The sequence below is a fragment of the Bartonella sp. AP40SXNS genome (assembly GCF_042195825.1).
Classification (GTDB): domain Bacteria; phylum Pseudomonadota; class Alphaproteobacteria; order Rhizobiales; family Rhizobiaceae; genus Bartonella.
The window spans coordinates 1-25,019 of record NZ_JBHIPB010000006.1; the positions used below are offsets into that span (position 1 = coordinate 1).

Here is a 25,019-nt window from a genome sequence, read left to right on the forward strand (position 1 = left end):
TGGTTTCTCAAAAACAATGGAGCTGTTATCGAGATTAAGCACAGAAACATCAGAACGAGATCTTTGAGCGATATCAAAGAGATTGCCATCATCATCTTTTTCATTTTTGCTGATTTTCAACGTCCATTTTGTGTCGTTTTTCAGATCAAAGCGTGTTTGCCCATTTTCGTCATTTCTTACACCGCCTTGTAAGACAGAATGATCTGCGGTTAAAGTAAACATTCCAACAGGCTTTGTCTTCTGCTTTATGTTTTTGAATAACGTATCAGCAAGGATTTTTGAATTTTTGAGATTAATTTTCCCCATTGATTCATCGGTATTTATTCCAATACCATTTTCAACGATCAGATCTGTATTGGTCAAATTAACTTCACTGTTTTGCCAATCTTGTGGATTACTATCACTTAGGCCATTTAACTTATTTTTAGACAAATCTGCAAAATTTACCCCAGCAACCCCTGCTGTTGCAGAAGTATTTGCGAGATCAATATGTCCATTTCTGTTTACCTTTAGTGCAATTATTGTTGCATCTATTTTGTTTTCAGCGCCATTGACCATCTTAATCGTGCTATTGGATGCGACAAGTCCAAAATCAACTTTTTCAATCGTTGTTTTTCCGTTTAATTCAATAACGCTATTTGCAGCAGCATTTACACCCATGCTGGGCAGTTCGATTCCCGCAATATTTGCTCTCTTCCCTTTTATCGTTAATTCTTCGCTTGTGATTTTGCCTCCATCCGTTACATAAAGACCAAAGAGAGTCTTCGTAATCGTTGTTTTTCCTTTTAATTCAATGACGCTGTTTGGGCCCTCAGCTGATGCGCCTGTAACTGAACTTTCGCCATTTTCTGTGAGTGCAACATCTTTAACATTAATATATCCACCCAAAGTTGCATATAATGAATTATTACTCCCAGTAACAGTTCCTCCTGTCATGAAAATTTTTGATTGCTCACCAATGGCACTCAGCGCATTATGCTCAGATGAAATGATTTTCGCACCATTGTTTAAAGTAATGCTACTGCCGTTTTGAGCAATTATTGCTTCTCCTTTTGCCTCAAAAGATCCGCCGGTAATTGTTATTTGAGATTTGTTATCTGCTAAGATGCTGTTTTTTGCTTTCGTGACGGTTACATTATTTAAAGTGACCGTGCTGTTGTTAGCACTTATTCCTTTATCCATAAGAAAGTCATCATTTCCGCTTGATATTTTCACATCTTTCAGCGTGTTTTCTTTGCTGGTGGTGTTAAGAAATGATGCACCTACTGCTTTGTCTCCTGTAATCTCAATCGATCCTCCGGTCATCTTGATTGTCGCATCACCACTTTCGGCTTTAACACCGATCGAAACATTTTTAATTGCTGTGTTACCATTCAATTCAATAGTGCTGTGACCTCTTGCAAACGCACCGAATCTTGTTCCTTTACCATCTGCTGTGAGTACAACATCTTTAACATTAATATATCCACCATCTTTTGTGTATAATACACTATTGCTCCCAGTAACAGTTCCCCCTGTCATAAAAATTTTTGATTGCTCACCAATGGCATTGAGCCCATCACCGTTAAGTGATGTGATTTTTGCCTTATTGTTTAAAGTAATGATACTACCGTTTCGAGCATTGATTGCTGTTTCTTTTGCCTCAAAAGATCCACCGATAACTGTTATTTGAGTTTGGTTATCTGCAAAGATGCTGTTTTTTGCTTTTTTAACAGTTATATTTTTCAAAGTGAGTTTACTTTTTTTTTCAGCTTTTATTGCGTTATAGGGTTCGCTGTTTTCACTTGTTATTGTGACATTTTCCATATTTCCGTTACCAGCATTTAGCTGAATAGCGGTTTTATCAACGTTGATCGAACCTCCTGTCATTTTGAATGTAGCGTTGTCCGATATATTAACGCCGTATTCATAGGAAGATTTAGTCCCAAGTGGAGCACCAATGATGGTATTGTCCGATAATTCAATCAAACTATCGGATCCTTTAACGGTGACAACGGTTGTAACAGATGGTGGTGTTGGAGAGGTACTCCCCAGCTTTAAATTCTTGCCGATGATTTTTCCACCCGTTTCTGCCCAAATATTATCGTAGCTTTCTTTAGAGACTTCCATTTTTTTTCCATCAGAAACTTTAAGTTCTTCCGCTTGTGTTTTGTGGTAGGTCCCAAATAATAGAATTGCTGCAATTGCTGTATACGATAAAAGAGACTTTTTAGACATTTATGTTCTCCTCACTTAAATTAAGCTACAAATATTTTTCCTGTTTTCCATATCTCCACTTGTTATAAGAAGAACAAACAATATAAGAAAATAAATAATGGTCTATAAAAAACATTCTTCCTGATCACTATTTTATAATTTACTTATAGTCAAATTAAAAAACATAATAATTAACGTATATATTTACATTTAAGTCATATTATATTTATAGTTTTATTTATTACGTATTAAATATATAATTAAAAATATTAAAAATGATATTTAAGGACAATATTATAAGCAAATGATCGTTGTTTGTTTGTACTTTTTTAAGGGTATCACAGTACTGTCATATATTTTGATGCATTAAGGAGAATAAAGGGGGGACAGCATCGTTGGGAACAGCCGTCAGCAAAAATTAAAAAAGTTTATTTAATTTTAGATCTGAGGTGTTTTATACTGGATGTAATGTGTTTTATAAATATGCTAAAGAGCACTGATTGATGCTTTTATAAATCTTAGTTTCTTCTTGAGTATTTTGATAAAGTGGTTGATGTCTTTGTTTTTTTGGTGTATTTAATTAAGTTATCTGCATAAAGAAATATTTTGCAGTATGTTTCCTGTGTAAAGAGGAAAATAATAGTGGCTTGTACTTTTTATCTACTTACGACAGTAAAACTTTACATTTTCTTTTTGCTTTGAGAAAAAGGGGGAGGGGATTTTATGAAGCAAGCGCGATTTATCAATAAACATATATGATTTATCAATAAATACATATAAGGTGTTTTTTCTGAAAGTTTTACTTTCACTTGGAGATGAAGCGCTTTGCGACATTTTTGTTTATGAGAGATAAATGCCATTCAATATCTAAGACAGCGTAAGGGGCAGATTTCTCAAAATCACTGAATTTATTCTCACCCTTAAGCATAACCACCCGCTTTAGTGCATATTTTCATTCTTTTGCGCAAAGACTGCTACACGCATTTCACGCTCCCCAATTCCAGCAAATTGGCAAGACCTTCCACAGCTTTCTTTTCAGGATTATAACGAAAGCGCTTTTTTGCCTGTGTACGAGCAGCTACTTCAATCTGGTATGCATCAAAAACAATACCTAGCTTTGTCAATCAATAAATCTTGATGGAGATGATCTTGGGAGGATAAAAAACAAAAGCTATTCGAACGATCTTTTTATGAAAGGGTGTCAAGAATAAAAAAAGGCAGCGTATTGTGCTGCCTTTTTTGATGAAGTGTACAGAAATAACAATATACCTGTTGTTATAAAGTTTTGCCTCAAAACTGATAGCGTATTCCTCCTGAAAAATTCGCACCACTTATACCAGTTTTCTGAAGCTTTTGTTGATAACTTACATCACCATGAAGGGAGAAATTGTGAGACAGTTGCGCATTGATGCCAACGCCGCCTTCAATTGCAGGTCCCATAGGATCAAGGTCAAAATCTCTGCCAATCCGGATGGTACCATCATCACCAAAGGTTTTGATCAAGTTTACTTTTCCATAGAAAGACATAGGACGATTGTTTTCAGTGGAAATAGTTTTTGTCAAACGTCCACCAACACGGATCAACCATTGAGAAGGATTTTTCATATCAACGGTAAAATTATCAGCATCTTCAATGGTATTAAACATCAAATGTTGATAAGCAAGTTGTGCTTGAGGCTTGAAGGTTAAGCCTTCCATTCCGGTTGCAAACTCTTTGCCAACGGTGGTGGAGATACTCAACATCTTAGCATCATTCAACTTTGCGGTGTTTCCTCTGATGGCATTGGCGATATGCCCTTTTAGGATACCATAGGACAAGAGTGTATCTATATAGAAATCATTGTCATACTGCACGCTGCCATAAGCTGTTAGTGACCATTTATCCAATGTGCTCTTACTTACATCATCCATATCCTTTGGAGTGAAAGACAGCCGCCCATAGGTGCCTACAAGACCGAAGTGTGTTGTGGTATTTTGTCCTTCTAATGCCGCGAATGCAACACCGGCTTGTAGAGCAGCATAGCGGATATCAGCACCATAACCATATTTGAGAGGTCCGCGCTTGGAAGATAAGGTTCCTGTGTTTCCGTAAGTATAGAGGAAGAAACCGGTTTGTTTTTCCTCTTCTTTTCCTAAGACAGATGTTCTGATATTGGCTAAGAGTGCGTTTTGTTTAGCCATATCGGTTAATCCACTGTAGAAGAGAGCATTTGGCATGACCAAATAGCTTGCTGTTTGTGCTACAGGGACGATCACACTTGGGCCAGAACCAGAATCTGTTTCAAGAATTTCTTTATGTAAGCGGAAATCCCAGAAATTTTCATTCTTTTCATCAAAGAGGCTTTGTGCAACATCGGCTGTACCGTGGCTTGACTCTGGTCCATAGGCCGTTAGCGTATATTTATAAGGCAAACGATTTCTTGTGGTATAGCCATTTACGAGTTTGAAAGAGTCTTCTTGTGCTTTTCCAGATACTTGAATGAGCGAGAGGCCACCTATATTGGAAGGATCAGCAGCATTGACTACACTACTTTCATCTCCTGAATCGCTTTTGATATAAACTGTTGTGGAGCCTGAGACATCACCGTGAATGAGAAGCCTATCGGTTTTTTGATCGGCACTTACTACGCCATCACTCCAAGCAATGTTGAAGTAAATCTTTGCGTCTCCCGTTGCGTTGTAGATTTCTTGCGTGTCTGGTTTACCAGAACCTATATGCAATGTTTGGTAGTGATCTTCTGTTGGTTTCTCAAAAACAATGGAGCTGTTATCGAGATTAAGCGTGGAAATATCAGAACGAGATCTTTGAGCGATATCAAGGAGATTGCCATCAGCATCTTTTTCGTTTTTGCTGATTTTCAACGTCCATTTCGTATTGTTTTTCAGATCAAAACGTACATTTCTGTCTTTAGCAATATTCGCTCTGCCTTCTAGAGTAGACTGATCAGCACTTAAGGTGAAGGTGCCATTGGAGATCGCTTTAACCTCTTTATTGTTCCAATAATTGTCATTTTTCCAAGATTTTGGATCATCGAAAAGACCATCTCCTAACAATACATCAGCATGGATTTCTGAATTTTTGAGATTTGCTGTACCGATTGATAAAGTTGGAATATCTTCAATGTTATCGTTAGTGAAAGCTCCAATGAAAATTCCTGTGCCATTTTCAGCGTGAATATCTGCATTGGTTAAATTGATTTCACTATTTTGATGTTTTTGCGGATCATTTGATTCATCGGTTTTGGTATTAGGGAGAGCTAAGAACTGCAAGCCGCTGATTCCTGCTGTTACAGAAATATCTTTGAGATCAATATGTCCATTAGCTGCCGCCCATAGTGCAACTTTTTTTGCTTCTATTTTATTTTTGATTGTATTCTCTGCTGTTCCAATATAACCATTCGTCATCTTAATCGTGCTATTATTTCCTGCAAAAAGACCAAAATCAAAATTTTGAATGATTGTTTTACCATTTAATTCAATTAAACTATCAGTTTCTGCAACGTTTACACCAACGGTCATTGTTTTACTTTCACCACCAGTTATTGTTAAATCTCCGCTAATGATTTTACTTCCACCGTCTGCATAAAACCCTTCATCAACATTTTGAATGGTTGTTTTGCCCATTAACCTAACTTCACTACCAGAGTCCGATGTCCATATACCAGTGCGTTCGTTGTTGGGGCCTTCAAGTGCTTCACCACCGATTATCGATAAGTTTTCGCTAATGATTTTACCACCGTCAACTGCTCCAAGGCCCTCCAAAGTATTGTTAATTATTGTATCACCATGCAATTGAATTGTGCTGTCATTGCCACTTACAAATGCACCGCTTCCTGTTCCCTCTGTTGTTAAAGCAACATCTGTGGCATCAATATGCCCACCGTTGATTGCGAATAACGCTGTTTTGTTCGCGGCTACGGATCCTCCCATCATTGTGATGGTGGATTTTGAACCTTCTGCATAGAGTCCAACATTATCAGATGATGTAATGTTTGCATTGTTTTTCAAGATAATCGTACTGCCACCTTCTGCACTTGCTCCTACGTCACGTCCACTAAATGCCCCTCCTGAGATTGTTATTGTCGAATCATGGTCTGCAACTATACTGGCAGCTGCTTGAGTCACTGTTACATCTTTTAAAGTGACGGTACTTTTATCTGCTTTTATTCCAAAGTTTAGTAATGCATCGTCTTTACTATTCGATATCTTTACACCTTCTAGTTTGTTTTCGCTGCTGTTACTGTTTAAGAAGCCAGCACCAACTAGAGAAGTTTTAATGGTTCCTCCAGTCATCTTGATTGCACCATTGTTTAGTATTTGAAGCCCGAGTGCACTATTACTAATCGTTGTATTTCCAAGTAACTCAATTACACTGCCTTCGCCAACAGAAAATACACCAGACGATATATCGTCGTCACTTGGAGCCACATCTGTTACAGTTAGAGCCACATCTGTAACAGTAATATGGCCGCCATCTTCAGCAACCAATGCATTCGCTTTCCCTGTGACGTTTCCTCCCGTCATTGTGATGGTGGATTTTGAACCTTCTGCATAGAGTCCAACGTTATCAGATGATGTAATGTTTGCGTTGTTTTTCAAGATAATCGTACTGCCACCTTCTGCACTTGCTCCTACATTACGTCCACTAAATGCTCCTCCTGAGACTGTTATTGTAGAGTGGTTATCTGCAACTATACCGGCTGCTGCTTGAGTCACTGTTACATCTTTTAAAGTGACGGTACTTTTATCTGCTTTTATTCCAAAGTTCAGTAACGTATCGTCTTTACTATTCGATATCTTCACACCTTCTAGCTTGTTTTCGCTGCTGTTACTGTTTAAGAAACCAGCACCAACTAAAGAAGTTTTAATGGTTCCTCCAGTCATCTTGATTGCGCCACCATTGCTTGTTGTAAGCCCGAGTGCACTATTACTAATCGTTGTATTTCCAAGTAATTCAATTACACTGCCTTCGCCAACAGAAAATACACCAGACGATATATAGTCGTCACTTGGAGCCATATCTGTTACAGTTAGAGCCACATCTGTAACAGTAATATGGCCGCCATCTTCAGCAACCAATGCATTCCCTTTCCCTGTGACGTTTCCTCCCGTCATTGTGATGGTGGATTTTGAACCTTCTGCATAGAGTCCAATGTTATCAGATGATGTAATGTTTGCGTTGTTTTTCAAGATAATCGTACTGCCACCTTCTGCACTTGCTCCTACGTCACTTCCACTAAATGATCCTCCTGAGACTGTTATTGTAGAGTGGTTATCTGCACCTATACCGGATACTGCTTGAGTCACTGTTACATCTTTTAAAGTGACGGTACTTTTATCTACTTTTATTCCAAAGTTCAGTAACGCATCGTCTTTACTATTCGATATCTTCACACCTTCTAGTTTGTTTTCACTGCTGTTACTGTTTAAGAAACCAGCACCAACTAGAGAAGTTTTAATGGTTCCTCCGGTCATCTTGATTGCACCATCGTTTTGTGCTTGAAGCCCGATTACACTATTACTAATCGTTGTATTTCCACGCAATTCAATCATGCTACCAAGGTCATCAGAAGCTACACCAAGTCCATCACCATTTGTTTTTAGGATGACATCTGTGACAATAATATGCCCACCGTATGTTGTCGTTATTGCTTCCTCTTTTGCTGTTACGCTCCCTCCCGTCATTTCGATGATGGATTTTGAACCTTCCGCATAGAGTCCAGCATCATTATATGATGTAATTTTTGCATCGCCAGTTAAAGTGATGTTGCCGCCGTTTTGAGTAAATATTGCTGCTTTTTCTGCATTAAATGATCCTCCTAAGACTTTTACTGTGGAATCATATGCATCTATGGCAGTTTGTGCTTGCGTCACTGTTACATTATTTAAAGTGACATTACTGTTAGTTGCTTTGATTCCATTGATTAGTGGCGCATCATCTTTCCCACTTGATATCACTACATCTTTCAGTTTGTTTTCTTTGCTCTTGCTGTCCAAGAAGAAAGCACCAACTTTGGAAGCTGTAATGCTTCCCCCAGTCATTTTGATTGCGCCACTCTCTTGTGTTTTGAGCCCGATTGTCGCATCATTAATCGTTGTACTAGATAATTCAACCACACTGTTTTTGCCTTGAGACAAGGCACCGAATCCATTTTCGATTTTATTATCATTAGTAGATGTATTAGGGTTATTCTTCTTTGCTGTTAGAGTACTACCCGTGACAGTAATATGTCCACCTTCGTCTGCAGATAATGCTGCATCTTTTCCAATTACGCTTCCTCCTGTCATTATAATTTCGCTCTTTTCATCGATGGCATGAAGTCCGTTACCATTAGATGAGGTAACGTTAGTACCGCCATCTACAGTAATGGTGGTGCCGCTCATAGCATATACGCCATCCATTTTACCTTCGAATGATCCTCCGGATACGTTGATTCGAGAATTATTATTTGCGAGTATACCAACTTCTGCGTGCGTAACGTTTACATTTGTTAAAGTGATGTTACTTCCATTATCTGATTGCACTCCAATGAGTTGTGAAATTTCATTTTTATTATTTGATATCACTACATTTTGCAGTATATTTTTGTCGCTGCCGTCAATATAAACGCCAGTTTGAGAAGTTGTAATGTTCCCCCCAGTTAGGTTGATGTTAGCGCCGTCTTTTACAGAAATACCGAAACGAACATCAGAATCAGTGCCTTGAATATTTAAGCCATTTAATTTAAGCGCACTGTTAGCACCTTCAACTGTTACAACATACTTGTCATTGTTTGTATCTGCATTTGTGCTTTCATTTCCAGTTACAGTTACAGTGCTACCGGTGATTTTTCCTTTGTCTTTTACATAAATAGTCTCGTACGTTTTTCCGGATATATCTTTTTCTTCGTTGGCAACGCCAAGAGTTTCAGCATGTGCAGTGAACTGGATGTTGAATAGGATGATAGCAGCCGCAGCCGTGCATGATAAAAGGGATGTTTTATACACCAATATTCTCCTTATGAGAGCCCCCAAATATTCATTTCCCCGCAAACTTCATAAGAAGAAGTGAAAATGGATAGTTGTTATTAATTTCAGTAATTGTCCTTATTTGGTAAGATATTTTTGATTTTTTGTCAAAATTAAAAAATAAATAATATTAAATTTGTATGAATTTATATTGAACACACAATGTGTTTGTAATTATTTATATTATATAATTAAATTTATTGTAAATCTCTATTATAGAAATTATAAATATTATTATAATAATTACATAATTTATATTATTTTTTATAAATTAATGATATTATTTTCTGTAATACTTATGCATTTTTATAGATTGTCAATGTAAGTGATGACGGTAATACTAAAACACTGTTGCTAGCACTTTTGATTATTTATATCTTATTTATCATAATATTCTAATATATTTGATCTTGATATCCAAAGGAGTTTGATGTTCTAGTATTAAGAATACATTTTTTCTCCTGTTGGGGATATTTTAATAGTATACGACTAAGTTTTTATAAGCTGTTGATGTATCGATGACATTTGAAAGAGCAAGAGCCCAAGCTTATAAATCTTAATCAATGAAGATGCTTCAAGTTGAAGGCTTTAAATCAACAGTGCTTTTATATCACCAAAGTGCACTTTCATTGAAGGATCATTGCTTTCATTATTTTGAATTTTTGACATATTCTTGACAAGAAAATTTAAAAAATTACTTCTGAGAAAATTTTTATAATACAATAAAATATGTAACGTTTTTATGGTGATAGGTTTATGAGATATAAAGTTAAATTGGTAATCACCGTGATTGCTTTTACTCTCTCTGGTTGTTTTAACCTTGATTCTGAAAAGTTAAGAAGGGACAAGAGGCTTTATCATGATGCATTTATGTGGCCTATGAAAGAAAAGTCTCTTGAGAAAAATTATACTGCTATCATCATGGCTGATCCGCAACCGTGGCGTTTAAACTCTGGTGATGCCAATGGAGTATCAAACAGAGAGCCATGGTTAAAGATAAATGAGCAAGTTGCTGGTGTGATAAAAGCGCACAAGGCTGCGTTCCATATTGTCAATGGTGATCTGACGGAGTTTGGACAACAAAAAAACTATGATGATTATAAAAATGTTTATAAAACTCTTGGAGCGCCTGTCTATGAGGGGCTAGGGAATCACGATTATGCCAATAATGTTGGTAATTGTACAAATCCTCAAGAATTCAATTTTTACAAAGATGCTTGTGCTATAAGTGCAGTTTCAAGAATGGTATCGGAAATCAAAAAATACCGTAGTCAATTATTGCATTTCAATGCAGATGTTACTGAAAGTTTGGTTCCCATTTCGGGTGGAAATGTTCGCTTGGTAAGGGGGAGTTTGAGTTATTCTTGGGATTATGGAGATGTTCATTATGTGCAGCTTCACAATTATCCAAGCTATACTGTTGGTTTGAAGGGGAAGTCTACAGAAGTGCAAATCAATAAATCTTTAGATTGGCTTAAGAACGATTTAGCTGCTGCTGATGCAAGAGGTAAAGTGACAATCATTAATTTTCATGATGCGCGTGCTGCTTCCATTGATGGTGAATCCTTTTTTATTCGTAAAAAGAATGCTAAAGATTTGTCGGTCTTTAAGTCAATTGTTACCTCTCATAATGTTAAAGCAATCTTCGTAGGTCACACGCATTATCAGTCCTATTGCCGTGCGAAAAACGATAAGGTTTTTGGAAATATCCCTATCTATACAGCTGGTGCGCTTTTTAATGGAGATTATTACCTCATAGATGTGAAAGGCAAGACAATTCACGTTAAAGCCTATAATGGAGAAATAGGAAAACCGCTTTTAATTAAAGATCTTGGTGTTATAGGGAAAGACACCCAATTTTCGGCAAGTTGCAGTAAGTTATAATAGAATTTGTTTCTTTGTCTTAAAGCATGAGGGAAAAAACGTATTATATGTGCGGATTTGAAGAGCAATGAGAGTATCTGAGTGTTACTTAAAATAGAATAAAAAATCAGACATATTTTTTTTTAAAGCTGCTGAGATTTCAGGTTATACGCTATAAGTGCAATGGTTTAATGTGAACGGAGCTTTAATACAAAGCGGAATAATGGTTTGTTATTCTATTTTTCCTTTTAGGCTTTCATCCTTGAAGCAAAGGCGAGTTTGTCAAGGGTGTGTTCATAATTTGCTAGCACATGTTGTCCAGAATTATCAAGAAGGCTGTTTCTATTAGTTTGTTGCGGTATAATTATCAAGTTATGCCCTTTGTTAGAGTTTATAATATCTACTCATGGGCAACTCTTTTCTTTTTCATAAGAAGAGTTTTTTGTTTTGATCAATTTTTTATTTATAGCATTCAAACAATTGATGTTTTGTGATGCTGTACAATTTTTCTTCTTGCGATCCATGACTCTGCTGGTTGCTGCATTTCGCGGAGTTATGATCTCAGGAAGTGCATTTGCTGCCTCTTTTGGTTGGATCGGGACAGCGATAGAAGTGGCTGGGGCAGCTATTTCCTCTGTTGTGGGGGGTATTTTTACCCCGATCGGGGCGGTCATTGCTGCTGTTGTGGCTGTCATCCTTGCTGCGGGTTTTGCTTTGTGGAAATATTGGGATCGTTTTTCTTCATTTGTCAAAGGCTTTGCACAGGGGGTATCTCGGGTTTGGGGGCGTGCCTTTGAAGCCGTCATGCGCTTTTTTGGTGCTGATACCACCACCATCACCAAATGGAAAAACATCATTGCTGCTGCTTTTGATCTCTCTTCCCATTGGCAAAAGTTCAAACAAGGACTTTCCTCTGTTGTCGAGTGGTTTGGCAATTTGTGGGAGGGTGTTAAACAAAGCTTTTCCAACTTTTGGCAATGGTTGAAGAGTTTTTTTACACAGGAAAAGCTCTCTGATGATGCCAAGGCTGGTATGGAACAAGCCGGCGAAGATTTAGCCAATTGGATTGTCGATGGCTTTATGGCCCCCATCACAAAGTTGAGTGATTATTGTAAATCTTTGCCTAGCCGCATTAAGGGGTGGATTGGGTCGATTGATGTAAGAGAGTTTTTGCCAAGTTTTTTGGGGGGTAAAACAGCCATCCAACCCATCGTGCAATTTGCGGGAGCTTCTCCTGTAAATTCATCTGCGAGAGAGCAAAGAGACAAAGACCGTTCCCCCATCACACACAATCAAAATGTCACGGTGCATGTCAATGGTGCGCGTGATCCTGTTGTCACTGGTCGTGCGGTTGCCCATGCTTTGCAACGGGCACGTGCCAATGCGCTGCACGGCGGGACAGAGTAATGATACAATCAAGGGGAGGGCGTCTATGAGAGATCCTTTGCTGATGTTAGGACCACATCTCTTTTATGTGGACTGGCTGAATTTCCAATCCTTTGAGGAAGAGTTTTCTGCCTCATGGGTTTGCCTAGAGCGTTTTGGTGAGGCTCCCGGTTTGCAATTTACCGGTTATGGCAATGACCCCAAAACCATCCATGGGGTGTTGTTTCCAGAAGAGTTTGGGGACCGGGTAGCGATAGATGCTATCACCAGAACCATTCGTGCTGCCAAGCCCGTTCAGATGATCCGTTGGATGAGTGACAATGGCTATAGCGCCATTCTCCATGGATCTGTGGTAATCACCAGTGTCACGAAAGATCACGACTATATTAGTCGCTCTGGTCAATCGGGGCGCATTCGCTATGCCATTAGCTTGTTACCGTTTTTCGATGGAGGAAAACCGCAAGGTCAATATCAGGTGGGACAATACCAAGAGGGATATGGTCAATATTCTCAAGGAGGAGAAACGCCATGAAGATACCAGAAAAGCACTTCGTGGTAGAGCTAGAAGATATGAGTCTCGATCTGATCTGCTTTCACCATGCCATGGCTGTGTTAGGGGACCGTTCTCAAGTTGGGGGACTAAATGGCTATTTAGAAGCCACACTGGAAGCCAATCCAGGTATTGCAGGGTATGGTGCTCTGTTGCCACGGGGCTTAAAGGTCATTCTTCCTGAGTTTGTTAGCCAAGAAAAGAACAGCGTGGTGAAGCGGTTATGGGATTAATGCGCACGAATCCTTTTATTGAGGTGAGGGTGGGGGATAAGCTTGTTCATGAGGTTTTTTACCAGCGTCTTTTAACCGCAACCATTACGGACCATGCCGGCAATGAAGCCGATACATTTGAAGCAGAGTTTGATGATAGTGGTAATGATTTAGAGGTTCCCTCAAGCAACAGCACTCTGCAAGTGATTTTTGGCTATGAGAACAGCATCAGTGCCTTTATGGGGCGTTTTGTTGTTGAGTCGGTGGTGAGTATTGGGGGCAGTGATGGAGAGATTTTGCGCCTTTGTGGCAAAAGCGCCTCGATGCGTAAAGAGCTCAAAGAACAAGCGAGTGAACATTTTGATCACAAAACTGTTGGTGAGATTGTTGAGACACTCGCCAAACGCCATGGCTATCAAGCAAAGGTCAGTCCACAATTTATCAAACAAACTCTTTCTTATGTGATTCGTACAGATCAATCGGCTGTTGATTTTTTAACCCGCCTTGCGGACCGCATGCAGGCACGTTTTTTGATCAAGGACAATAAGTTTTTGTTTTTAAGCGGAGATAATTTACCAGCACTCGACATCCATAAGCACGACTGTTCTAACTGGGAATTCACGTTAGAGCCACGCACGCAATACGGCATCATTGAAGCTTCTTATTTTGATCGCTCAACAGGGCAACAATGCCAAGTCAAGCATCAGACAGGGTTTAGCGGGCCTTTGCGGCGTCTTCGCAGTTGTTATCCATGTCAAGAGGAAGCTTTATCTGCCGCCGCTTCCGAGTCGGATCGCTTATGTCGTGCTATAGGCAGTGGCTCTTTGTCTCTTGAGGGACGCCCTGAAATCATGGCGGATCAACCTCTCATCCTTCAAGGGTTTCGTGGGCAAATCAATGGACCATGGAAAGCCGCTACTGTCACACATCGTTATGAAAAACAAAGCGGATACACAACAGAAATCACACTCGAGGCACCAAACAAGGGAAAAGAGGCAGGAGAAAAGGAAACCTCTGAGAGACAGAAAATCAAAGGGACAACTTGACCCTTTGATCGGTGTTGAAGAGTATTGAGACCAAAATCAAAAGTTCGCATTTTGGTGTGGAGGTAAGGAATAGGTGCAACTTGCACCAATTGCATGAGTACAGCAATAGGGTAATGTTTACCCAATTCCTCAAAGGAGCAATGGTGCAAACATTGCACAATTGCATACTGAAGAGCAATTTGGTCAAGTTGACCGAATTCCTTAAACGCTTCTCTTTTTAATAATGTCCTGAATAATGTGCTTAGGATACAGAAAAATCATCAGTCAATTTATGCTAAAAGAAGTCATACCATCTTATATACGCTGCTTCTCAAATAATACGATTCCAACTCAATGATTGATCATCTCAAATTGCGATTTTGAGCAGAAAAGAAAAAGAGGCTTTAAATGATCTTTGAAAGGTCTTTGAAGACCCTTTGAGAACATCTTTAAAACTCTTTGAGAAAAAATAAATTGGTACAAAACCTAGTGGCAAAATATACAAAACCTGCTGGCAAGCTACAATGGTAGCGGAGGAGGGATTTGAACCCCCGACACAAGGATTATGATTCCTCTGCTCTAACCTACTGAGCTACTCCGCCAAAACAGATATATTACTGTAAACTATTTCATCTTTTGCGGATATAAGGGGTAGAATAGTAAGATGTCAAGCATCGTTTTGAAGCTTTTTTCTTGTTATTTTATTTTATCCTCGATATGTAAGTGTAGTTTTATATGATAAAGTAAGGTAAGGCGTAAAAATGGTGCCACGTGTAGCGGTTTTAGGATGCGGTCATTGGGGTGGAAATCATATAAAGACACTTCACTCTCTTGGGGCTTTAGCAGCAGTTTCTGATATTGATAGTGATCGTGCTGCCAGTTTTGCAACACTGTATGGTGTGGAGATTATTAAACCAGATGATCTTTTTGCTCATAGAGATATTGATGCACTGGTGTTGGCGCTGCCTCCACAATTTCACACGCAAAATGTGCTGCGTGCTGTTAAAAATGGTAAAGATGTTTTGGTGGAAAAACCAATAGCCTTGAATGTTTCTGATGCTAAACGCCAAGTTCAGGAGGCTGAGGCCTATGAGCGAGTTTTTATGGTGGGCCATATTTTGCGTTTTCATCCAGCTTTTGAAAAAATGTGTGAATTGGTGAAAAACGGAGATGTGGGAGATGTGCGATATATTTATTCTCATAGATTAGGCTTTGGAAAATTTCACACACACAGTGATGCTTTATGGGATCTTGCCCCTCATGATCTCTCAATGATTTTGGCGTTGACAGGATGTGAACCTTCCGAAATTCGTGGTGAGGGCGCTGCTGTCGTTGATCAGATTTCTGATTTTTCTCATATTCATATGACTTTTCCAAATGGTGTGCGTAGTCATCTTTTTACTTCACGCTTGAGTTCTTATCGTGAGAGGCGTTTAATTGTTGTTGGAACAAAGGCTATACTCGTTTTTGATGATATGGAACCGTGGAGTCGTAAATTGACAATGCACCATTTTGCCGTTTGGAAAGAAAATCAAGAGTGGGCTTTTAGCATGGATGAGCTGAATTACATTGATGTTTGTGAAGATTTGCCGCTTACTTGCGAATTACGGCATTTCCTTCATTGTATTGAAACGCGTCAATCGCCTCGTACAAATGGTGATGATGCTATTGCGGTTTTACGGATTTTAACAGCTGCTGATATCAATTATGATAGATAAAAGAGATAGGTAGCGCTTTTGCATTCTTGTGATGATCAATGGAGTTAATATGCAATTCATCGACCTTGGGGCGCAGCGTGCGCGTATTGAAGATAAAATTAATTCTGCAATTGCGCATGTAGTCGCTAGTGGTAAGTATATTTTGGGGCCAAAAGTAACAGAATTTGAAGAGAAATTGGCAGAATATCTTGGCGTTAAACATGTGATTGCATGTGCTAATGGAACAGATGCTTTGAAGATGCCTCTTATGGCTAAAAATATTGGTCCAGGGGATGCTGTTTTTTGTCCTAGTTTTACGTTTTCTGCAACGGCTGAAGTGGTTGCTTTGGTGGGGGCTAAACCTGTTTTTGTTGATGTTTTACCTGATACATTCAATATTGATGTTGAAAAACTTTCTCATGCAATTGAAATGGTAAAAAAAGAAGGACGTCTAAAGCCAAAAGCTCTTATTGCTGTTGATTTGTTTGGGCTGCCTGCTGACTATGTGCAAATTGCTCAAGTAGCAGCAAAGGAAAATCTTTTTGTGATTGAAGATGCTGCACAATCTATGGGCGGAAGAAGCGGTAATACTATGTGTGGTGCTTTTGGGGATGTAGCGGCCACAAGTTTTTATCCTGCAAAACCATTAGGATGTTATGGTGATGGAGGTGCTATGATGACCAATGATGATCATTTGGCAGAACTTTTACGTTCTATTTTGTTTCATGGTAAAGGTGAAACGCAATATGATAATGTCCGTATTGGTATGAATTCGCGCTTAGATAGCATTCAAGCTGCAATTTTATTAGAAAAGTTTGTTATCTTTGAAGATGAAATGCAAAAGCGTGTAGAAATTGCTCAACGTTATTCCGATGGCTTAAGAGATATTGTTACAGTTCCAGAAATAGGAGAAAATATTCGTTCTGCTTATGCACAATATACGATTAAGGTAAAAGAACGTGATAAACTAAAAGATTTTTTACAAAAAAATTATATTCCTACAATGGTTTATTATAAAACTCCTTTACATAAACAGCCTGCTTATAAACATTTTCCTTATGTCACAGATTCTCTTTCTGTTTCAGAGTCTTTAGGAGATTGTGTTTTAAGTTTACCCATGCATCCTTATTTAATGCAGAATGATCAGGATATGATTATTCAGAAAATAAAAGACTTTTATTATTCTTGAGAGAGTTCTTTTATCTTTAAAAATATGTAAAAGCTTTATGAATGGATCCATTTTAGAAAATATTTTTATTAGAGTGTGTGGCAAATGTTTTTAAGTATAATTGTCTGGACTCATGAAATGTTGTCTTTTAGGGCGGTGATATGATCAGCAAGGAGAACCAGCGAGACAAGAAGATGTTTTTTTTACAAAACGGCGTGGATTTAAGAAAATTTGTTCTTTCGTTTAGTGAGAAAGCCACGTTTAATAAAAAATATTTCGGTTATGAGAGCTCTTTGTTGATTTCACTCTTCATTTAAGGTGTTTTTAAAGACAACTTATTTAAGGGGGACTTGGGAGAGAAGCTTTATTTTTTGGCGAATACGTGATGCTAGGTCATTTTTGCTTTTGGATTTTTGAATCAATGTGTTGATGGGTGATGTATTCCCCTCTTGTAGTGCTATGTGAGCTGCCAATGTTGCTGCAAGTTCTTTTGTTTCTTCTCGGAGTTCTTCTAGCAATTGCTGGTTAGCGGTCGTGTCCAGCTCATGAGTTTGGATTTTTTGTAAGCGTTGCTGATAGTGTGCGACTTTTTCACGCATCATTTGTCTTTCCTTTGGAAGTGTGTAGTGTGGCGATATTTTTTTTGATTGCTATCGCTTCTTTGGTGAGAGTATCTTTTGTGGGGAGGCATAGCCGATAAAATTGTTCTGTTACTTGGCTCAGTTGTATTTTTTGTTGGACATATTTTTTTTGCAAAAATTCGTACTTTTTTTGGTTGTTTGCTAATTCTACAGCATGTTGTGCACGAAGAAAATCGTGATTTGCTTCTATTTCCGCGAGTGATAATGGCATTTTCGCACAAACATCTTTATACGCAAAATGAACGGCTTTACGCCAAATAAAAGGAGATAAAAGCACCAGTAACCAGGAAGTAAAAGCAACTCCAAGTATAAAAAAAAGAAATGATTGAATAAGCATAATACCCCTTTTCAAATAAGAAACCGTTTAAAACGGATTCCATGTCGGTTTAGGTGTTAATTTTAAATATCCTATATTGATACCAAGGCGAGCGCCGACTCCTGTACGTATTGGGATTAACAAGGTATTATGGTATTTGAGGACATGAAAACCAACACCTGCAATTAAATAGGCCGAACCTGAAATACCTCCATAGCGTCTCCATAAATTATTTATGCCATTAAGATTGTAAACTAAGATCATTAAACGGGAGCCTTGTCCGCCAAAATCCCATCCTACTGAGGGACCTTGCCAAAAAACTTTATGTTGACCATAGCTTTTGGTAAAAACCATTCCTTCGCCATAGGTTAATCCAGCAAAAAAGGCACCAGAAGCTTCTTCTCCTAAAATATAGGCATTGGGATAACCGTATTTTGAAAAAATATTTTGAATTGCAACAGCCAGACCACTGGCTGTTTTTCCAAAAAAAATATGACCAGAATCAATAATTTCTTGGAGTGAATAATGAGGTTCGTTTTGCTCTATTGGTTTTAGTCGAGCTTGTGTAGTGTTTATGGTGATGAATAAAAGGAAGATTAAAGATATAATATTTTTGTACCAGTATTTGAGCAGAGAGAGAGCCATAGAGTTTTCTCCTTTTATTAGTGATAAACAAAAAGATAATATTAGAATTTTCATTCTATTCAAATAAAAAATAAGATATAAGGTTATTTAAATTCTTGAATTTATTTCTAAATTTTTTAGCATGATTGTTAATGTTTCCTATTATGCATCAGATGTTAAGAGTTTTTCTTTAAAATAAAGTTTGTTTTTTTGAATCTAGGAGTTTTCAATCATTATGACGTTAGATATTTTTTTGAAGCCTATGGATCTTGCTGCTTTGCTTTGTAGTCGTATTTGCCATGATTTGATTTCACCTGTGGGGGCTATTCAAAATGCAATGGAGCTTTATGATGAAGGAGGAGCTGAAGAAGATGCTTTACAATTGGTGCGTTTATCCGTTGCGAGTGCTGCTGCACGTCTACAATTTGCGCGATTAGCTTTTGGTTTTGCTGGTGCAAGTGGAGGACAAATAGATACACGGGCTGCAGAGCAGGTCGCTCAGCAATATATGAAAGAAGAAAAAGCAACTTTAAAATGGCAAGCTTCTTCTTTATTGTTAGCAAAAGATGAAGTTAAACTTTTGCTTAATTTATTATTGATTGCAAACGCAACAGTTTCTCGTGGTGGTGAAATTGTTGTTATGATTTTGCAAGAAGAAAATAAACGTTCTTTTCGATTTGAGATTTTCGGTAAAACTCTTCGCATTCCTCCTCATTTTCTTGCTTTATTTCGTGGAGAAGTTCAAGAAGAGCTTATTGATGCACATGTCATCCAATTTTATTACACAATGTTACTTGCTCAGATGACAGAGATGAAAATAAATATTGATGAAAGTGATGGTTGTATTGTTTTAGAAAGTGTAAAAAAGCTTTGAATAAGAGAGAAGCGCTTAAGCTGTGTTGGGAAAAGTGGCTTCGATTGAACTTATGAGTGATAAGGTTATATGTGTAAATTGGGTGTGGTTACTTCTTAAGCTTTAAGCGCTTTCTATATGAGATTTTTTGTGTGCGAGTCTCTACTTTTAAAAGAGAAAAGATCTCGGAAAAAATCTCGGCCCGCTACACTCCGAGATTTTACAATGTGCATGTTCACTGCTTAAGCGGTTTTTCGTACGTTCTCTTCAACTGGATCACGTAATACATAACCACGTCCCCAAACTGTATCAATGTAATTTACACTGGAAGAGACTGCTTCCAATTTTTTCCGCAATTTACAGATAAAAACATCGATAATCTTTAGTTCTGGTTCATCCATTCCACCATAGAGATGATTGAGAAACATTTCCTTGGTAAGGGTGGTACCTTTGCGTAAAGAGAGAAGCTCTAACATTTGGTATTCTTTACCGGTTAAATGAACAGGGCGCCCTGCAACTTCGACAGTTTTTGTGTCAAGGTTAACGGTGAGATCTCCGGTAACAATAACCGATTGTGCATGCCCTTTTGAACGACGAACAACTGCATGGATACGTGCAATGAGCTCATCCTTATGAAAAGGCTTCGTCATATAGTCGTCTGCTCCAAAGCCAAAACCACGAACCTTGTCTTCAATGGCATTCATACCAGAAAGGATTAGGACAGGAGTTTTTATTTTTGCCAACCTTAGAGTCCGCAAGACATCATACCCTGACATGTCAGGCAAATTCAGATCAAGCAAAATGATATCATAATCATAGAGTTTTCCCAAATCGATACCTTCTTCACCCAGATCAGTGATATAAACATTAAAGTTAGCCGACTTTAACATCAACTCAATGCTTTGAGTAATTGCTCTATCATCTTCAATTAATAATACGCGCATTTTAGATCCCTCACTTTGCTCCTTCACGAATCATAAGGAGCATTTCTATTTTATATCAGTTAGCAAAACCACTGTTATAAAAACAATTCATTAAATCAAACACTTATAACAAAGCGTTTATGAACATTTCAGTAGTACGCGTAACAATCACTACTAAATTCCCCACTATCCATGATAGTGGTTAACAAAATATTTTTATTTTTGAAAGAGGCTACAAAATTATTTTAGAAAAATCCTATATTTTTTAACATAATAAAAAAGGAGGACTTTTTTATAAACTTTAACTTAAAAAAATTTGTAAAAGAGCTTTATAAATTACTTTTTTACAATTTCAGTGTTTATTTACTGAGCTTTAAACCTCTTCAGTTTATAATGGGGGAAAAGTTAAAGAAATAGTTATTACTCTTTAAAGCAGATTGTATTTTCAGATGCTTTAATGAAAGGCAGAAATTATTATAATTTCAAGTTAATAGACTGTTTTTGTCGGATAGATATATAACTAAAAGATATTTATTGGGTGTAAATGCGAGTTTTGAGTTGGCGCAATCAAGGAGTAGTGAGTATGAAGCCACGAGAAAATATGGTGCGATTGAGGATGTTTCAAGTGCGTGGAAAGCGCCGTGAAATTGCACAGCTTGAGATGATGATCGCAGAATTTGAACGAATGGTGTTAGAGTTGGAAGCACAGATTACTCATGAAGAACGTAAATCTGGAAACAATGATGTTCACCATTTTGCTTATTCTGCTTTTGCGCGTGCAGCGCGGCAAAGACGTGATAATCTGATCAATTCAATTCGTGATTTAGAACTTCAAAAAACAAATGCTGAAATTGCTCTCCATGAAGCTAATACAGAGCTGCAACGTGCACAGCTTTTGGAAGCACGAGAAAAGAAGATTGCTGCGGATGATAAGGATATTTTGATTCAATCTAATTCAATGGTTGGCTAATTTAATGGCTGGATGATAAAAGCAATTATTGAAAAATCCATTCTTTCAGGTTTATCTTTTGGATATAGTATAAAACAGCCAAACTTTTATCAAGTTTAGCTGTTTTATGGATTGCTTTATGTTATTAATCAATGGCAACTTAATGCCTGTAGTGTTGAATCTTGGTCGTTCGTAATCCCGCTAAACCGTGTTCATCGATTAAACTTTGCCATGAAAGAAATTCTTCTACAGTCAAAGTATAACGGTGGCACGCTTCGTCAAGACTTAATAATCCACCTCTGACAGCCGCAACAACTTCAGCTTTGCGACGAATCACCCAGCGCCGTGTTGTTTGCGGCGGTAGGTCGGCAATTGTAAGCGGACTTCCATCTGGCCCAATAACATATTTCATTTGTGTTTTTATCAAGTTGCTCATTCGTATCCTCTACCTTTAGTCAAGGACTTGATTCGTTTATAGAGCATGAAATTTAAAAAAGAGCTAAAAGCGCTGAAAGAAAAAATTAATAAAGTGATTGGGTATGTAAAAAGAAGCTCAAGTTGAAGTGTTAGAAGAGATTCTTGCAATATTTTACTGGATTTTTCAAAAGAGAAAAAAGGTTTTCTAAAAGGATTTCTCCTAAACAATTACCATTATGCCTTATTTCCATCATTCTTTTTTTGTTTGCAGCAGCTTTTTAGAATGTGATGCTATGGTTGTGGAAAGGATAAAAAAACAATATAAAGAGCAATTAATAGTATAAAAGTGGCAAAGAACGCGCATCAGAATATTAATAATAGATGGGTATCCATTAAAGAGAGCATTAAATAGAGAATGAATACATGTTTTTAAACAGCCTTGATTTACCAGGACAACCTGAGGATTCTCGCATTGTTGTTGCAATGTCGGGGGGGGTTGATTCATCGGTTGTTGCAGGTCTTTTGAAAAAGGAAGGGTATAATGTTATTGGCATTACGTTGCAGCTTTATGATCATGGGGAAGCAACGCATCGGGTGGGGGCGTGTTGTGCAGGACAAGATATTGAAGATGCTCGCCGCGTCGCAGAAACACTAGGAATACCGCATTATGTTCTTGATTATGAAAAGCGCTTTCGCGAAGCTGTTATTGATCCTTTTGCAGAAAGTTATGCTCATGGAGAGACCCCAGTACCATGTATTGCATGTAATCAAACGGTTAAGTTTGCTGATTTATTAGCAACGGCACGCGAATTGGGGGCAGATGCTTTGGCTACGGGACATTATATTCGTTCGCGTTCCCACGGAGCGCATCGAGCACTCTTTCGTCCTCTCGATAATGATCGTGATCAGAGTTATTTTCTCTTTGCAACGACACAAGAACAGATTGATTATTTGCGTTTTCCACTTGGTGACCTTCCAAAAGCCCGCGTTCGTGAAATGGCAGCAGAAATGGGCTTTGTGGTTGCCAATAAGCATGATAGTCAGGATATTTGTTTTGTTCCACAAGGAAAATATTCAGATGTTATCGCAAAACTGCGTCCAGAAGCAGCTAATCCTGGCGTTATTGTCCATATTGATGGAAAGATTTTAGGTAAACATTCGGGAATTGTTAATTATACTGTTGGTCAACGTCGTGGTATTGGGGTGTCAACGGGTGAAGCGCTGTATGTGATTTATCTCGATGTGGAAAATGCACGTGTTATTGTTGGACCGCGTGAAATGTTAGAAACGCATAAGCTTTTTTTACGTGATGTGAATTGGCTTGGTGATGAACCGTTAGATAATTTCCCTTCTCAAGGTATTGAGGTGGCTGTAAAGGTGCGTTCAACGCGTCCTCCTCACCTTGCGCGCTTACATTATAAAGAAGGTATTTTTTCCGTTGATCTGTTGGAATGTGAAAATGGTGTGGCACCAGGGCAAGCTTGCGTTCTTTATGATGGAAATGGTCATGAGGCGCGTATTCTTGGGGGAGGATTTGTAACACATTCAGAACGTGCGGCCGATACTGAAATGATGTTGAAGCGCGTTTTATGCAATCTTGAAACAAAAGATTCTGTTTCCTCAGAACTAAAAACAACAGCTTTATAAAGCATAGTGAATTGATTTATAATGATATTTTTTGATCTTAAACTTGAATGAGAGACTTCCGGAAAATTTTCTCATTGAAAGTTTATTTTATGATTGAATCCATCAAAATTATATCTTCTGCATTTCATAAGCGGGGTTAGGGTGTGGAAAATGATTATAAAGAAAATGTGAAAATGTTTTTTATCAATGTTTTCAAAGGCTAGGGAACGGTAATATTATTGGAGACTGGTAGATAACACACAACATTGGATATGTTCTATAACTTGAAGTGTTATCATCTTTAGGGGTCAAAGTTAGTAAAATGGGCAAGTGCAATACCTGAGGCTGTGGCAACATTAAGGCTGTCAAAACCGTCAGTCATGGGAATACGTAAGGTGTTTGATTGTTGTAGTATATGGGGTGGTAAGCCATCGCCTTCTGTTCCAAAAATAAGTGCTATTTTTTTGGTTTTGTTGGCTTGTTTGAGAGTGTGTGAGGCAGAAGGGGAGAGTGCATAAAGATGAAAGTTTTCATCGTTTAGAGCAGCTATAATGTCATCTATATCAGCGTTTTGCGTATAGGGTACTTTTAAAGCAGCGCCGGCAGAAACTCTTATTGATTTGCGATAAAGTGGATCGCATGAGGTTTTGTCGACAATAATGCCATTACTGGCAAAGGCTGCTGCATTACGAAAAATTGATCCCATATTATCGTGATTCGAGATACCACATAAAACAAGAATCAAAGCTTTTTCTGGAAGATATTGTAAAAAACTTTGTAAGGATGGCAGTATTTTGCGTTTACCAATACCCAGAACACCACGATGAACATGGAAGCCGGTGATATTATCCATAACTTTTTGTGGAACGCAATAAATGGGACATAGGGGCTGTGTTTTTTCTAAAAGCGGTAGAAGTCCAGAGAGACGGTTTGCTACGATGAGCAGTGAGATGGCAGAAAACTCTTTCGAATGTAGTAATGCGGACAATGTTACTTTGCCTTCAGCAATAAATTGATGTTGCCGTCCAACAAGATCTTTTTCACGGATATTATGATAGGCTTTTAGGCGTGGATCATCTGTTTCATTGATTGTTATGATATTCAAATGCATGCGAGATTTTTAGTGCTTTTTTCTTATGATTTCCAGATGTTTGAATTTGTTTTATTTTAAAAAGAAGAGATAAAAAAATATTTTTTAAAACTTATGGTAGAATTTGTATTGACAATATGCAACCATAGGTATAATGTAAAAATACTGATACGGAATCATATATTTTTTCTCGTATCGGGTGCAGTGTCTTGGGTCCCCGCTATTTCCCAAGTTCTGTATGCCCTTAGTTTTTAAGGGAAAAGAATCTGGGTCCCCAATGCCCAGATTCTTTTTTTTGAGGGTAATCATTGTTCTTCTTTTTATATCTAAATTTTTCAGTAAATCATATTTTAAAATCCTGTTGACCTGTAAAGTTACCGTAGAGTGCTAAGATATTTTTTCTAAGGTGCAAAGATGGCTTATAGATGGGTTATAATGCACATCATAAGACTGAAAAATAATGCATGATCATGAT

Annotated in this window: 18 protein-coding genes, 1 tRNA gene and 1 pseudogene; 10 read left to right on the forward strand and 10 right to left on the reverse strand. The window is 37.9% G+C overall.

All coding sequences use genetic code 11. The features are described 5' to 3' along the window. The 3 genes and pseudogenes from ACFILZ_RS05410 to ACFILZ_RS05420 all read right to left on the reverse strand — a co-directional run. Window positions 1-2,217, reverse strand: a pseudogene (locus ACFILZ_RS05410) (autotransporter outer membrane beta-barrel domain-containing protein); the annotation flags it as partial. Between the two features lie 953 nt (window positions 2,218-3,170). Continuing rightward, window positions 3,171-3,320, reverse strand: coding sequence for a hypothetical protein (locus tag ACFILZ_RS05415; protein WP_375607570.1), 150 nt, complete (start codon window positions 3,318-3,320; stop codon window positions 3,171-3,173). Window positions 3,321-3,486: 166 nt separating this feature from the next. Then, a complete protein-coding gene (locus tag ACFILZ_RS05420) occupies window positions 3,487-8,598 on the reverse strand; it encodes an autotransporter outer membrane beta-barrel domain-containing protein (RefSeq protein WP_404977395.1) in 5,112 nt (1,703 codons plus the stop codon). 1,362 nt (window positions 8,599-9,960) lie between these two features. Here ACFILZ_RS05420 and ACFILZ_RS05425 point away from each other — a divergent pair. The 5 genes from ACFILZ_RS05425 to ACFILZ_RS05445 all read left to right on the forward strand — a co-directional run bounded on the left by ACFILZ_RS05425 (window position 9,961) and on the right by ACFILZ_RS05445 (window position 14,261). Then, window positions 9,961-11,088 carry a metallophosphoesterase gene (locus ACFILZ_RS05425; RefSeq protein ID WP_375607504.1) on the forward strand — a complete coding sequence of 376 codons (1,128 nt, stop codon included), beginning with the start codon at window positions 9,961-9,963 and terminating at the stop codon, window positions 11,086-11,088. A 492-nt stretch (window positions 11,089-11,580) separates the two neighbouring features. Then, window positions 11,581-12,474 (forward strand): hypothetical protein, encoded by an 894-nt coding sequence (locus tag ACFILZ_RS05430; RefSeq protein ID WP_375682354.1) that lies wholly within the window; start codon window positions 11,581-11,583, stop codon window positions 12,472-12,474. A gap of 25 nt (window positions 12,475-12,499) precedes the next feature. Next, on the forward strand, window positions 12,500-12,985 hold the full coding sequence (locus ACFILZ_RS05435) for a phage tail protein (protein ID WP_375610474.1): 486 nt from the start codon (window positions 12,500-12,502) through the stop codon (window positions 12,983-12,985). Continuing rightward, window positions 12,982-13,236, forward strand: a complete 255-nt coding sequence (locus ACFILZ_RS05440) for a tail protein X (RefSeq protein WP_375608884.1) — start codon at window positions 12,982-12,984, stop codon at window positions 13,234-13,236. The genes ACFILZ_RS05435 and ACFILZ_RS05440 overlap by 4 nt, the downstream gene beginning before the upstream one ends. Next, window positions 13,236-14,261, forward strand: a complete 1,026-nt coding sequence (locus ACFILZ_RS05445; RefSeq protein ID WP_375610520.1) for a phage late control D family protein — start codon at window positions 13,236-13,238, stop codon at window positions 14,259-14,261. Before ACFILZ_RS05440 ends, ACFILZ_RS05445 begins: the two co-directional genes overlap by 1 nt. A 504-nt stretch (window positions 14,262-14,765) precedes the next feature. Here ACFILZ_RS05445 and ACFILZ_RS05450 read toward each other — a convergent pair. Further along, window positions 14,766-14,842, reverse strand: a tRNA-Met gene (locus tag ACFILZ_RS05450). 159 nt (window positions 14,843-15,001) lie between these two features. Here ACFILZ_RS05450 and ACFILZ_RS05455 point away from each other — a divergent pair. Both ACFILZ_RS05455 and ACFILZ_RS05460 read left to right on the forward strand, forming a co-directional pair. After that, a complete protein-coding gene (locus tag ACFILZ_RS05455) occupies window positions 15,002-15,958 on the forward strand; it encodes a Gfo/Idh/MocA family protein (RefSeq protein ID WP_375610475.1) in 957 nt (318 codons plus the stop codon). Between the two features lie 49 nt (window positions 15,959-16,007). Next, window positions 16,008-17,126, forward strand: coding sequence for a DegT/DnrJ/EryC1/StrS family aminotransferase (locus tag ACFILZ_RS05460; RefSeq protein ID WP_375610476.1), 1,119 nt, complete (start codon window positions 16,008-16,010; stop codon window positions 17,124-17,126). A gap of 314 nt (window positions 17,127-17,440) precedes the next feature. On the opposite strand, the gene ACFILZ_RS05465 is transcribed toward ACFILZ_RS05460, so the two are convergent. The 3 genes from ACFILZ_RS05465 to ACFILZ_RS05475 are packed head-to-tail and all read right to left on the reverse strand — an operon-like array spanning window position 17,441 to window position 18,707. After that, window positions 17,441-17,707 carry a hypothetical protein gene (locus ACFILZ_RS05465; RefSeq protein ID WP_375608211.1) on the reverse strand — a complete coding sequence of 89 codons (267 nt, stop codon included), beginning with the start codon at window positions 17,705-17,707 and terminating at the stop codon, window positions 17,441-17,443. Continuing rightward, window positions 17,697-18,083 (reverse strand): hypothetical protein, encoded by a 387-nt coding sequence (locus ACFILZ_RS05470; protein ID WP_375610477.1) that lies wholly within the window; start codon window positions 18,081-18,083, stop codon window positions 17,697-17,699. The genes ACFILZ_RS05465 and ACFILZ_RS05470 overlap by 11 nt, the downstream gene beginning before the upstream one ends. 27 nt (window positions 18,084-18,110) lie before the next feature. Beyond that, a complete protein-coding gene (locus tag ACFILZ_RS05475) occupies window positions 18,111-18,707 on the reverse strand; it encodes a DUF1134 domain-containing protein (protein WP_375606929.1) in 597 nt (198 codons plus the stop codon). 214 nt (window positions 18,708-18,921) lie between these two features. Between ACFILZ_RS05475 and chpT the strand changes: the two genes are divergently transcribed. Further along, window positions 18,922-19,560, forward strand: a complete 639-nt coding sequence (gene chpT / locus ACFILZ_RS05480) for a histidine phosphotransferase ChpT (RefSeq protein ID WP_375610478.1) — start codon at window positions 18,922-18,924, stop codon at window positions 19,558-19,560. 221 nt (window positions 19,561-19,781) lie between these two features. Here chpT and ctrA read toward each other — a convergent pair whose 3' ends face one another. Beyond that, on the reverse strand, window positions 19,782-20,483 hold the full coding sequence (ctrA, locus tag ACFILZ_RS05485; protein ID WP_375606931.1) for a response regulator transcription factor CtrA: 702 nt from the start codon (window positions 20,481-20,483) through the stop codon (window positions 19,782-19,784). A 562-nt stretch (window positions 20,484-21,045) separates the two neighbouring features. Here ctrA and ACFILZ_RS05490 point away from each other — a divergent pair. Next, window positions 21,046-21,432: a flagellar export protein FliJ gene (locus ACFILZ_RS05490; protein ID WP_375606932.1), complete on the forward strand. Its 387-nt coding sequence runs from the start codon at window positions 21,046-21,048 to the stop codon at window positions 21,430-21,432. Window positions 21,433-21,571: 139 nt separating this feature from the next. Here ACFILZ_RS05490 and ACFILZ_RS05495 read toward each other — a convergent pair whose 3' ends face one another. Then, window positions 21,572-21,847 (reverse strand): DUF1153 domain-containing protein, encoded by a 276-nt coding sequence (locus tag ACFILZ_RS05495; protein ID WP_273790817.1) that lies wholly within the window; start codon window positions 21,845-21,847, stop codon window positions 21,572-21,574. Window positions 21,848-22,251: 404 nt separating this feature from the next. Between ACFILZ_RS05495 and mnmA the strand changes: the two genes are divergently transcribed. Continuing rightward, window positions 22,252-23,475 carry a tRNA 2-thiouridine(34) synthase MnmA gene (gene mnmA / locus ACFILZ_RS05500; RefSeq protein WP_375606934.1) on the forward strand — a complete coding sequence of 408 codons (1,224 nt, stop codon included), beginning with the start codon at window positions 22,252-22,254 and terminating at the stop codon, window positions 23,473-23,475. 280 nt (window positions 23,476-23,755) lie between these two features. On the opposite strand, the gene ACFILZ_RS05505 is transcribed toward mnmA, so the two are convergent. Next, the gene (locus ACFILZ_RS05505) at window positions 23,756-24,565 is read right to left on the reverse strand and encodes a TrmH family RNA methyltransferase (protein ID WP_375610479.1); all 810 of its coding nucleotides are present in this window, start codon (window positions 24,563-24,565) and stop codon (window positions 23,756-23,758) included. Between the last annotated feature and the right edge of the window lie 454 nt (window positions 24,566-25,019).